We start from the raw sequence: 12,011 nt of genomic DNA, 5'->3' as shown, positions 1-12,011 counted from the left end.
CCGAGAGGACACCCACCATGCCAAGACCCTTCTATGCCCGAGGGCTGAGCCGTGCCATCGTCGTTACCGTCGCACTCGCGGCGGCGTGCACCGTCTCGCCACCGACGATCGCGGCGCCCGCCGAAGCCGTGCCCGTACCGGGCGATCCGCTCACCGGAAGCGGGGCGGTGAACCGGACCGAACTCACCGCCGGCCAACTCACCGAGGGCGCCGCCACGGACACGGTCCCCGACAGCGCCTTCGCACTGCCCGCCCAGGCAGCACCACCCACCCACAGCTTCGAAGGCACCCTCACCCTCAACGGTCTCTCCGCCACCGGCGGCTTCCGCGTACTGAAAGACCCGTACGGATACGGAGATACAGCGGCCACCCGGCACCTGCCACCGGTCGACATCGCCCTCGTGCAGAATGGCAGCCACCTCGTCCCGGCCAAGCGCGGGTTGCAGTACACGGGGAACCAGGCGTGGAACCTGGCGGTGGGCCCCGGCCGTGCGTGGAACGAGGACGGCGACGGCGAACGCACCCGCGCCTCACTGCCTTTCGCGCTCGTCGAGCGCAACGCGAACTGCGTGCACAACGGCGCCCTGATGTTCCTCTTCGACGCCACATCGGTCTCCGAAATCCGCTACCAGATCACCACGGAGACCTGCGAATACTTCCAGCTCGACATGTGGGGCCAGGTACCGGCCGACTACCGGCCCGGGCCCGTCGACGGCGCCGAGAACCTGCGCGACGCGTACGCCGCCGAGGTCGGGGACCGGCTCCCGACCAAGCCCATCTCGGCGCTGGCCACCGACTACCCGGACAGTGGGGTAGACGTAGCGAAGTTCAGCGCCGGCATCACGCCGTCCGCACTGAGCACCTTCGGCTTCTACTTCGGCGGAGTGCACTATGTGGGCAACTGTCGGACCCGGCAAGGGGAGTACCCATTCTGCGGCCAGATGCTGTTGCCTTCGTACTCGACCGCGAAGTCGGCGTTCGCGGGAACAGCCATGCTGCGGCTGGCGAAGCGCTACGGCCCCGCCGTGGCCCAGGAGATGCTCTCCGACCGAATCCCCGAGACCGCCGGCAACACCGCCTGGAGCGGCGTCACCCTCGACCAGACTCTCGACATGGCCACCGGGAACTACATCTCGCACGGCTACGAGACCGACGAAGCGGGCCCCACCATGGCGGACTTCTTCGCAGCCGAGCCCTACGCCGACAAGATGCGACTCGCCCTGTCCTTCCCGCGTAAGGCCAGCCCCGGCAGCCAGTGGGCCTACCACACCTCGGACACCTACCTCGCCACCCGCGCGATGAACAACTACCTGCACGACAAGGCCGGTTCGGACGCCGACATCTTCGACATGCTCCGTGACGACGTGCTCGAACCCGTCGGCGTCGGGCCCGACTCGCTCGTCTCCTCCCGCACCGACAACAGCCCCGGCGGAGCACCCTTCGGCGGGTACGGCATGTTCTGGACGCAGGACTCCGTCGCCCGGTTCGCCAAGTTCCTCAACAACGACCACGGGGCCGTCAACGGCACGCAGATACTCGACCCGGCCCTGCTCACGGCCACCATGCAACGCGACCCGGAGGACCGGGGCATGACCACCACCGGCGCCAAGCCCATGAAATACCAGAACGGCTTCTGGGGCCAGGACTTCACCTCCGCCGACAACCCCGCCTACACCAGCCCCTTCTACGTACCGTTCATGTCGGGGTACGGCGGCATCACGGTCGCGATGATGCCGAACGGCGCCACCTACTACTACTTCAGCGACAACAACGAGTTCAGTTGGAGCTCCGCCGTCGCCGAGGCCGCCAAGCTAGCGCCCATGCCCGTCGAGGCAGTTGGTGCGAGATAGACCCAGCGAACGTACCCTTATCGGCCTGGGATGCGCTTCGCCTGACTATGGCCGTTGATGGGGTTCCCCACCCGAACCCCTTCCAGGTTCGATCGGAGACTTCATCCAACGGCGCGCTCGTGGTCGGCACCACCGCCGACGACGAGGTCGTCGCGCAGGTCTGACCTGCGGTGAAGGTGACATGTATCTGTGTGCGATTAAGGATGAGTATTCGAAGAAGGTTCTGGGGTGGGCGGTGGCGGATCACATGCGCACCGAACTGGTCCTCGAAGCGCTGAACATGGCTGTCGACGAACGTGGCGGAGACGTCGCAGGCACAATCATGCGCTCGGACAGGGGAAGTCAGTATACCGCCGAGATCATGAAGCAGGCGTGCGCACGGTACGGGTTGCGGCGTTCGATGGGCGCGACCGGCATCAGGTCATGCTCGAAGCGCCTGGCGTTGCGCCGGTGTGGTGGTCGCGGGTGGCTCCGCTGATCGTGGAGACGATGACCGCGCGCTGCGCCGAGTGGGTTCGCTGGTTCAATGCGGACCGGTTGCATTCGTCGAACGATCGGGTCTGGTGCGGGTTGGTTCGACATCCCTCCACTTCGTGGATGCTTCCCCGCCGTGGAGGGATGTCCTCACACTGGAGGCGTTCTCGATACGAGAAGTTTCGCAGCGACGTCATCGCCGTCGAGGATTATTTGTGCGGATGGGTGAAAGCGCGACGACGGCGTCAAGACAGGTGGCGCCTCGACCTCGAACTCAGGCGAGCCCCCGAACTGAAAGAAGCCGCCAACCGATCAAACCGCTGCGAGAATTTGAGGGGACAAGTCGCGCAGTCGCCGATCTCTCAGTAGGACAATCCGAATGAGCGCGAACCACTACCTAAGCATCGTTGATGATCTGTACTCAAATCAGATCGTCGAATACTCGATCGACTCGCGCGATGTTACCGAACCTCGTGGCGCGATCGACCGTCTGCGGACCTCATTGATCACGCTGCCGAACGAAACCGACCGCTCGGCACATTGCGTGTCGTTAGTAGGCACCAAAAAGTTCCTAATTGTCACCCAACTGTGACGGACTTAACGTCTTCGGTGACTCGATTTCCAACCGTAAGGCGGTCAGATGCAGACGAACTATGCCGAAGAAGATGTGTTGAAAGATACAGACGATCTACTGTTTTCGTCTCTTCGAATCAATACCACGACGGTCCGTAACAGGTTTCTTCTTCCTGCCATGCAGCGTGGCTCGCGTGGGTACAAGCCAACTGTGGGCATGGCGGATACGCTGCGCTCGACCGCTGAACGGGGCCCGGGAATAATCATTTCCGAGGGGGCCGCACCTGACCATCCGGCGGGGTACTGGCAGCCGGCGTTCAGCATTCTCGGCCGTGACACCATCAAGGAATGGGGACATGTCGTCCGTGAGGTCCTCAGTACCGGCGACGTAGTCTTATTGATGCAGCTGTGGCATCCAGGTGCCCTGCGACTGGTTGTCGACGGTATTGAGAATCCACATCCGGACCATCCTGCATGGAGCCCATCAGGATTGATCCAGGAGGGCCGTACCAACGGTGTTGCAATGTCGAAGCAGGACCTTGAGGATACCAAAAATGCATATGTCGAGAGTTCGCTTATCGCCCAGCGGCTCGGCGCACACGGGATTGAGTTGCATTGCGCTCATGGCTACCTGTTGGATCTATTTTTGTGGCATGAAACGAATAGGCGAACCGATGAATACGGCGGTGAAACCCTAGCTGACCGCGCCGCATATCCTGCTGAAATAGTTTCGGCAATCCGTGCTGCGACGGGCCCTCAATTCATAATTTCAGTGCGTTTCTCGCAATGGAAGGAGGTGGATTACGGAGCCAAAATCGCGGCGCATCCTGACGAACTGGGACCGTTTCTGGAACGTTTGCAGCAAGCGGGAGCCGACGTCTTTCATGTGTCGGCTCGCAGATTCGACGCTGTCGCCTGGCCGGAACTCGACTCTAGACGGAGTGTCGCTTCCTGGGTGAAGACAATGACAGATCGCCCGGTCATGACGATCGGCAGCGTCGGGTTGTCCACCGATCTCGCGAGTGATGTCTTCGACAACCAAGACCCCGTACTGCAGGTGGAGGATGACATCATCCGTGTACGGCGCGGTTTGGAGGCCGGCGACTTCGACATGATCGGGGTTGGTAGGGCGCAGATTTCGAATCCGGACTTCGTCGAGCGCGTACGCAGGGCCGACTATTCGAATTTACGAGACTTTCGAAAATATCGCGATTTGGCCGAGGCATACGAAAGCTACTCGCATGAGGGGCAACTCGTGGACCAGTCGCGAAAGAAGGATTAATCGATGAGCCTACTATGTGAATATTGTCAAACCCTAGGAGTTTTATTGTGACAACCGGGACGCCGAAGTACTGGTGGATGGAAGGGCTTTTCAATCCCCCGCCCCGACCTACTGGTTTCTCGACAACTGATCGAGATGAGTTCGATGTAATCATTGTCGGTGCCGGAATGGCGGGAATGTGTGCTGCAATTTTGGCTCACGATCGTGGTGCCGAGGTCCTTCTATTGGAGGCATCAGATGAAGTCGGCGGCACAACTTACAAGTCCGGCGGGGCGATGTGGATTCCAGACAACTCACTTATGCACGTCTTAGGAATTCGCGACGATCGAGATAGCGTCTTGCGCTACGTGGTCCAGGTCGCGCATCCCGACCAGTATGACGCCGATGCCGAATACTACGGCGCAGAAGAGTGGCAGTGGGAAACAATAGGCGCGTTTTACGACAACGCCGCGAACGCGATTGATGCGCTGGTTGCGGCAGGTGCCTTCCGGGTCACCACCTGGCCATCCTTTACGGAACGGTATCCAGCCATTGTCAGTTATCACCCGGAATTGGATAACTCTATTCAAGGATTTTTCCGGCATCTAGGACCAGCGCGAGAGGACGGCTCCGCTGCACCTGGAGCAGATTTGGTCGATCAACTGGGGGTAGCCGTTAGAAGCCGGGGTATCGAGGTGCGCACAGATCATCGTGTGCAGCGGCTGCTGCAAGATGAAACTGGTGCAGCCGTCGGAGTTGGGGGGACGTGGGGTGATCCCATCTACGCGAGACGAGGGGTGGTTTTCGCTAGCGGTGGCTTTGCACATAACGCGGATTTGATCGATGAATACTGGCGCGGGCCGCTTTACAGCAGTTGCGCAGTTGCCACCGCACAGGGTGATTTCATCCCTATCGCGCGCGAGGCCGGAGCTGAACTCGCTCACATGCAGAATGGCTGGCTGTACGAGGACATCTTGGAAAAGGCTGCCATGAATCGCGTGAACGAGGATAAAGGTATTCCCGTTCCGCCCGGAGACAGCATGATTTATGTCGATCGCAATGGTAACAGGGTGGTCAACGAGAAGCTTGTGTACCAGGACCGAAACCGCGTCATATGGGACCGCGACAAGAACGGCGACTATCCGAACAGGGTTCTATTTATGGTTTACGACGATTACGTCGCCCACGACACCAAGCCGACCCTGTTCTGGGATAAGTTTCGCACCCCTAAGCCTTACATTATCGAAGGTCAGACATGGGAGGAGATCACCGAGCGCATCGAGGCGCGCTTGAAGAGTCTCACCTCTGTCATCGGTGATTTCGAATTGGCACCTGGCTTCGCCGAGCAACTGGGGCAGACGGTCGACAGATTCAACGGCTTCGCCCGCGCTGGTGTCGACGAAGATTTCCACCGTTGCGAGAACATGTCCGAATACGACTGGCATGGCATCCCGAGGCCAGGTAACGAAAAAAATCCGGGAATGTTTCCATTCGCCGAGACCGGGCCATATTACTGCGTGCTGATCTGCGGGATGGTGCTGGACACCAACGGAGGGCCCAAGACGAATTCGAACAGCCAAGTCTTGCGTTCGGACGGGTCCGTCATTCCAGGGTTGTATGGGGCCGGAAACTGTGTTGCATCAATAGCCGGTGATGGCTACTTATCTTTAGGGAGCACACTCGGGCCCGCCGCCACATTTGCGTACCTCGCCGCCGAAAGTGTAGTGCAGGAGGCACCGCGCGATACTGAAGCTGCTCGTGCGCGGTACACTGCAGATACGTTGACGACCAGCCAAAACAGCTAGATAGTCACTCGGATTCAGCAGCTACGGTCAGCGTTGCGTGTTAGCATGAATCGATACTGACACGCGACGTTGGCCCATAGTTCCTCCAATCGAGACAGTCTCGTGCGGGACCAAAATCGCCCGAGAGATCGCGTCGGTCTAAAGGGAGTAACCTATGGGCGCGGATTATGAATCGCACCGGCTTTCCGCAGTAGATCGGATGATGACAAGGATTCGTGAAATTCTCCAACAAGCACCTGCGGTAACCGACGAATCCGAGGAAATATTCGGATTCGTAGCGGCGCTACTTGTCGAATTTTCTTGGAATCGCAGTGCGCCGGTTGTGGGCATCGTAGGTCACGTTGGCAATTACTGGAGAAACTGGCTCCTAGTCATATTACGTGTCGGACCATTGCGTCCGTCGATGATTCAGCGGCTACTGGACACAATGGACCCGTCACATCCGTTGTCGCAGAAAATACTTACTCACAATCTTCGGATGCTCGAACGCGATGGACTACTAAGCCGGACCGTGGTCGCCGACGCGCGGAAGCACGTGGTGTATGACCTCACGCCACTAGGTCGGAGTCTGTCCGACCTAGTGATGAACCTGATCGAGTGGGGATATGCGCGATCAGACCAAATCAATTGCGCACGTGCAGAATACGATGCAGCTAACCACGATGGCGGCGCAGGCGAAGTGTGAGCGTCATCCACCCCGGCCTCCACGGGTTATCCGCTTCTGGTTCTCGGCGAGTAGACCATCGAGGCGCCGGGTATCGGCAATCATGTCGCGACGCATCAACACCGCATAGCGGGCGTAGAAACCCTGCACGACCCTTCGAGAGTTCCTGCGACGCACGCCACAACGACCAGGGCTCCAACTAGGGGATCCCTTCAGTTACAGTCCGTGCGTGAGGCGTTATCGCTGGTTGTGGAATGCGTGTGTGGTCGCGAGCGCCGTTGCAGTCCCTCGGGTGTTTTGTTGGGAGACGCTTACGACAACGCTGTCCTCGGTGCGACGGTCACCGTCCTGCTAGGTGATGCGGTGATCATTGGAGTGGTTGCTATTCGGGGCGGCGTGCACACCTCCGTCGATGAGGAATCGAATCGCCCCAGTGGTGCTCGTGCGGACCCGAATCGTAAGGACCATTCCTGAAGTAGGCGTGCGACGCAGCGGACAGTCAAAGCTTTATCCTAAATGGTCGCGGTGGCGGCTCGCCGCGGATAGGCCGGCCGCGCACCGATTCCGGGCTCACCGTGGTTGGTGCTGAGGCCCCGCCGTTCGCCTGCCGCAGCCTTGGGCGACTGGCGGCAGTGAGACCTCACCAGCGGTGCGTCACGGTTCAGCAGGTGGGGTCTCTTGCTGTCAGCCATCGATTGGTTCGGAGAGCGGCACCGGCTGAGGCAGCCCCGGATAGCGTCGACCGGATACGACCCACCTTGCGTGGCGTCCCCGGATCAGTGCCTGAGGCGGCCCTGGACGCCCGCGGTTCGGCGGTCTCGATCATGCATCTCACACATGGTTCGCTAGAACTTCGTGCTATTGCCCACGTCACTCCCAGCAACGAAGCTTGCAACGTGCCTCGCTCGACTCCGGCTCATGCTGACCCCGTCAAGCCGCACCGCATGGACAAAGATTCGTGATCTACAACCGGAGGAAGATGTGACCCAAATTGTCATCAGTGGAGCCTCGGGCGATTTGGCTCGCCGCGTGACGCAAGGGCTCCTCGAAAGAGCTCCTCTGTGCAACCTGACACTTGTGACTCGATCGCCCGAGGCAATCGAAGCAGGCGGCCCGAACGTCAGCGTGCGGACGGGCGATTACGAGAAGCCCGAGCTATTGGACGAGGCGTACCACGGCGGAGACATCCTGTTTCTCATCAGTGGGCTCAATCTCGGGCGGCGGACAACGGAACACCGTAATGCGATCCGCGCCGCGGAGAAGGCGGGGATACGCCATATCGTCTACACATCGGTCGGCGGAGTACAACCCGGCAACCCGGCGCTCTCAGCCATCGACCATTACCAGACCGAGCTCGATCTCCGGGCGAGCGGACTGTCGTACACGATCCTGCGCAATGCGCTCTACGCGGAGATCGTCAGTGCGATCTGGCTGGCACCTGCCGCACGCGACGGCGTACTCGAAATGGCCACCGGCCACGGTTCCTTAGCGCCCGTCTCCAAGGTGGACGTCGCGCGCTGTGCGACCGCAATCCTTGCCGACCCCGCCGACCACGATGGCGCTGTCTACGAGATCACCGGTCCTGAACTGTTGAGCATGGACGACATTGTCCGACTTGGTTCCGAGGTCTTCGGCACAGAGATCGCCTACAAGCCGGTATCGGAGGAGGAACGGCTGCGGTTCTTCGACTCGGTCGGTCTCCCGCGGACGTACGACCCGAACATGCCCCCCAGCGCCGAAGGCCACATGTGGGCCAGCGACGAGCTGGTGTCGGCCGATCTGGCGGTGGCCCAGGGCTACCAAGCACTGCTGTCCGGACATGTCGAGCAGATCACGGGGGAGGCGCCCGCGCCGTTGCGATCCGTCCTCGAAAAGGTAAAGGACACCCCGTACGACCGAATCGGTTCGGCGTCCTGACCGCTCGCACCCCGAGCGGAACCACATATCACGTCAGTGCGTTCAGAAAGAGAGTAATAGCGCCATGAGTGTCGACCATGCGGTCCAGCAAGGCCCCGGAGCAGCGTCCGTCGGTGACGTTCCTTCCTACCCCGACGTGCCGACCTACCTGAACATCCTAGGTAGCCTCCATATCTGGGAAGGCGACGGGTGGAAGAAAGAATCGATGTCGTGGAAGACCGGCGCGTACATCGCGTCGAATCTCAGCGGCATCCCCGAGTTCACCTTCAGTGGACCCAACGCGCGGGCCTTGCTCTCACGGCTCAGTATTAACAACGTCGACAAATGGCCCATAGGCAAGTCCAAGCACCTCGTCATGCTCGACGAAAACGGATACATCGCCAATCACGGTCTCACAGTGCGCGACAGCGAGGACTCGTATCGCCATTTCGCGGCGATGCCCTGGGCCCTCTTCAAGGCCCCGTCGCTGGGACTAGACGTAGAAATCGGTATGCGGGACATCTTCATCTTTCAGGTGGCGGGCCCGAAGTCGCTGCAGATACTCGAACGCCTCACGGGTGAATCGTTGCGCTCCCTGCAATTCCTGGGCATTCGGCGAATCCAGGTACCCGGAATCGATGCCACGGTGGAAATCGAACTGTCGCGAATCGGGATGTCGGGGACCCTCGCTTACGAGGTGCGTGGACCCCTCGAACACGGACCAGCGGTGTTCGACGCCGTGTACCGGGCGGGCGAGGATTTCGACATCACGCGCCTGGGATGGCGGACTTACGTCGTGAATCACACCGAGGGTGGCTTCCCTCAGCAGGGTTGTACCTTCCTCCCTGCTGCTTTCGCCGACCCGGAATTCGTCTCTCATCCCCTCTTCGGAGCTGCTCTGCCGCCCAAGCAGGTGAGCGGCCACTTGAGTGGGAGCGCAAATCCCACCGACATCACGGCGCGCCTCCGCACCCCCTTCGAAGTCAACTGGGGATGGATGGCGAAGTTCGACCACGACTTCCTGGGCCGGGAAGCCCTCGAGGCGGAGGCTGCCGCACCGCGCCGCAAGACGGTGGTCCTCAGGTGGAACAAGGAAGACGTACTCGACGTGTTCGCGTCGCAGTTCGAGCCCGGGGAGGAATACCGGCACTTCGAGTTCCCGACGACGCCGCAATCACCAGCGGGCGACCATGCGGACATCGTCACCAAGGACGGCAAGCAGGTGGGTATATCATCGCTGGCCGTCTACTCCTACTACTTCCGCGAGATGATCTCCCATTCCACCATCGACATGGAAATCGCCGAGATCGGCACTGAAGTCGTCCTGCACTGGGGCAACCACGGCGAACGAATCAAGCAGATTCGCGCGACGGTGGAGCGGTTCCCCTACCTCGACCTCCCGGCGAACAAGGATGTCGATCTGGAGTCGTTTCCGTCAGGAGTCGTCGCGCACTGAGTGCATGACCGACTCCGACCTACTCGTCCCGTCACACGATCCTGGCGGCGACGACCACTTCACACGAAAGGACAACAGCACGATGTCACGAACCAGTCGCGACGTGGTCGACCTCGGCACTTTGATCGTGCAAGGCGACGACCGTCAGGGAATCGTCGCGGCGGTCTCGTCCTTGCTCGCGAAATACGGCGCGAACATTGTCTCACTGGACCAGCACTCGACCGACCCTGCCGGCGGCAGATTCTTCCAACGCACGACGTTCCACTTGGAGGACCTACCGGCACAGATTCCGTCCCTGTCCGACGAACTCGACAACGTTCTAGGCATGTTGGGACAGTCGTACAGGTTGACTGAAGCTCGCAAGCCGAAGCGCGTCGCCATCATGGTGTCCAAAACGGATCATTGCCTCCTCGACCTCCTATGGCGGCAGCGTCGTGGCGAAATCCACATGAACGTGGGGATGGTCATCGCGAACCATCCCGATCTCGGGGACGACGTTCGCGGATTCGGCATTCCGTTCATCCACATCCCCGTAAACCGGGCGTCACGGGCACAGGCGGAGGCGGAGCAGTTGAAGCTTCTCACCGACAACGTCGATCTCGTTGTCCTCGCTCGCTACATGCAGATTCTGTCCGGTGATTTCTTACAACAGGTGGGAGTGCCGGTAATCAACATTCATCACTCATTCCTGCCCGCTTTCATCGGTGCGGGGCCGTATCAGAAGGCGAAAGATCGAGGCGTCAAACTGATCGGCGCCACGGCCCACTACGTGACCGAGGACCTCGACGAAGGGCCGATCATCGAGCAGGACGTCGTGCGGGTCTCGCACGTGGAGACTGCAGCTGAGCTGCAACGAAGAGGTGCGGACGTTGAGCGCCAGGTGCTTTCTCGCGCCGTTGCCTGGCACTGCGAGGACCGGGTAATCAGAGACGGGAACCAGACCGTTGTCTTCTGATTCTCGTCTAACCACGGTAGGAGAGGGAGTCGGCATGTCGGCCCGATTGCTGAACGGCCGCGAGGTGTCGCGAGTCATGCGCGAAAAGCTTGGGACCCAGGCACAGCAATACTCGAGGGACTTCGGTCGGCGTCCGGTTCTGGCGACGGTACTGGTCGGCGACGACCCCGCCTCGCACACCTACGTGCGTATGAAAGCCGCTGCCTGCACCGAGGTCGGTATCGAATCGCGCCGAGTGCATCTCGACGCGGGGTTGAGCACGAATGCTGTCTGCGCGGAAGTTCGGGCGCTGTCTGAAGATCCCAATGTAGATGGGATTCTTCTGCAGCACCCGGTGCCACCCGGAGTGGACGAACGCGCTGCGTTCGACGCCATCGATCCGGCGAAGGATGTCGACGGTGTCACCCGAGACTCGTTCGCGGCCATGGCATTGGGAACCGCGGGCTTCGAATCCGCAACCCCCGGCGGCATCATGAGATTGCTCGATTCGTACGCCATTGCACTCAGTGGGCGGCACGCAGTCGTGATAGGTCGCAGCCCGATCCTCGGCAGACCGATGGGAATGCTTCTGCTGGCTCGTGACGCGACGGTAACCTACTGTCACTCACGCACTGCGGATCTGAGCTCCCACGTCGAGTCGGCCGACCTAGTCGTGGCGGCGGTGGGGTCCCCCGGACTGGTCCGAGGCGAGTGGATCAAACCCGGTGCTGTCGTGATCGACGCAGGCTACGCGGACAACAAAGGTGACGTCGACTTCGACTCGGCGTCTCGCAAGGCGTCATACATCACGCCTGTGCCAGGGGGCGTCGGCCCGATGACCATCACCACGCTGTTGGAGCAGACAGTCCGCGCCGCGCGAGAGCGCTCCATGAGCTGATCGATTTGTCCGGGTGTTCTCGTGCAGCGAGACGACTGCCGGAACGGAAATCCTCGTTCTTGCGCCGACCTGTACGCGCCTTGCCGATTCTGGTTGTCGTCGTCGTTGTCATGCGGCAGCGCGAGAACCGCGCACTGCAAAACGCTGTCCACGTCAGTGCGGTAGGTCGGCTTGTTCAAGAATCGAGGTCATCGCTTACT

General features: G+C 60.6%; 10 protein-coding genes. All 10 read left to right on the top strand.

Annotated elements, in window-relative coordinates; genetic code table 11:
- The first annotated feature begins 17 nt into the window (after nucleotides 1-17).
- The gene (locus JWS14_RS41790; RefSeq protein ID WP_206016354.1) at nucleotides 18-1,850 is read left to right on the top strand and encodes a serine hydrolase domain-containing protein; all 1,833 of its coding nucleotides are present in this window, start codon (nucleotides 18-20) and stop codon (nucleotides 1,848-1,850) included.
- A gap of 181 nt (nucleotides 1,851-2,031) precedes the next feature.
- Entirely contained in the window at nucleotides 2,032-2,328 is a 297-nt protein-coding gene (locus tag JWS14_RS41785) for a DDE-type integrase/transposase/recombinase (RefSeq protein ID WP_095869812.1), read from the top strand.
- 375 nt (nucleotides 2,329-2,703) lie between these two features.
- Complete coding sequence (locus JWS14_RS41780; RefSeq protein WP_095869813.1) at nucleotides 2,704-2,916, top strand: hypothetical protein; 213 nt, start codon at nucleotides 2,704-2,706, stop codon at nucleotides 2,914-2,916.
- A 48-nt stretch (nucleotides 2,917-2,964) separates the two neighbouring features.
- Nucleotides 2,965-4,179, top strand: coding sequence for an oxidoreductase (locus JWS14_RS41775; protein WP_095869814.1), 1,215 nt, complete (start codon nucleotides 2,965-2,967; stop codon nucleotides 4,177-4,179).
- A 47-nt stretch (nucleotides 4,180-4,226) separates the two neighbouring features.
- The gene (locus JWS14_RS41770) at nucleotides 4,227-5,963 is read left to right on the top strand and encodes an FAD-dependent oxidoreductase (RefSeq protein WP_095869815.1); all 1,737 of its coding nucleotides are present in this window, start codon (nucleotides 4,227-4,229) and stop codon (nucleotides 5,961-5,963) included.
- A 154-nt stretch (nucleotides 5,964-6,117) separates the two neighbouring features.
- A complete protein-coding gene (locus JWS14_RS41765) occupies nucleotides 6,118-6,648 on the top strand; it encodes a winged helix-turn-helix transcriptional regulator (protein WP_241031743.1) in 531 nt (176 codons plus the stop codon).
- Nucleotides 6,649-7,545: 897 nt separating this feature from the next.
- Nucleotides 7,546-8,544 carry an NAD(P)H-binding protein gene (locus JWS14_RS41760; protein WP_241031742.1) on the top strand — a complete coding sequence of 333 codons (999 nt, stop codon included), beginning with the start codon at nucleotides 7,546-7,548 and terminating at the stop codon, nucleotides 8,542-8,544.
- Between the two features lie 64 nt (nucleotides 8,545-8,608).
- The gene (locus tag JWS14_RS41755; protein ID WP_206016353.1) at nucleotides 8,609-9,979 is read left to right on the top strand and encodes an aminomethyltransferase family protein; all 1,371 of its coding nucleotides are present in this window, start codon (nucleotides 8,609-8,611) and stop codon (nucleotides 9,977-9,979) included.
- Between the two features lie 82 nt (nucleotides 9,980-10,061).
- Nucleotides 10,062-10,934: a formyltetrahydrofolate deformylase gene (purU, locus tag JWS14_RS41750; RefSeq protein ID WP_095869994.1), complete on the top strand. Its 873-nt coding sequence runs from the start codon at nucleotides 10,062-10,064 to the stop codon at nucleotides 10,932-10,934.
- 34 nt (nucleotides 10,935-10,968) lie between these two features.
- Complete coding sequence (locus JWS14_RS41745) at nucleotides 10,969-11,811, top strand: bifunctional 5,10-methylenetetrahydrofolate dehydrogenase/5,10-methenyltetrahydrofolate cyclohydrolase (protein ID WP_095869818.1); 843 nt, start codon at nucleotides 10,969-10,971, stop codon at nucleotides 11,809-11,811.
- Nucleotides 11,812-12,011 lie beyond the last annotated feature (200 nt).

This window comes from Rhodococcus koreensis (assembly GCF_017068375.1).
Taxonomy (GTDB): Bacteria; Actinomycetota; Actinomycetes; order Mycobacteriales; family Mycobacteriaceae; genus Rhodococcus_F; species Rhodococcus_F koreensis.
Note: the sequence above shows the minus strand (reverse complement) of the source record. Positions and strands in the feature narration are given on the sequence as shown.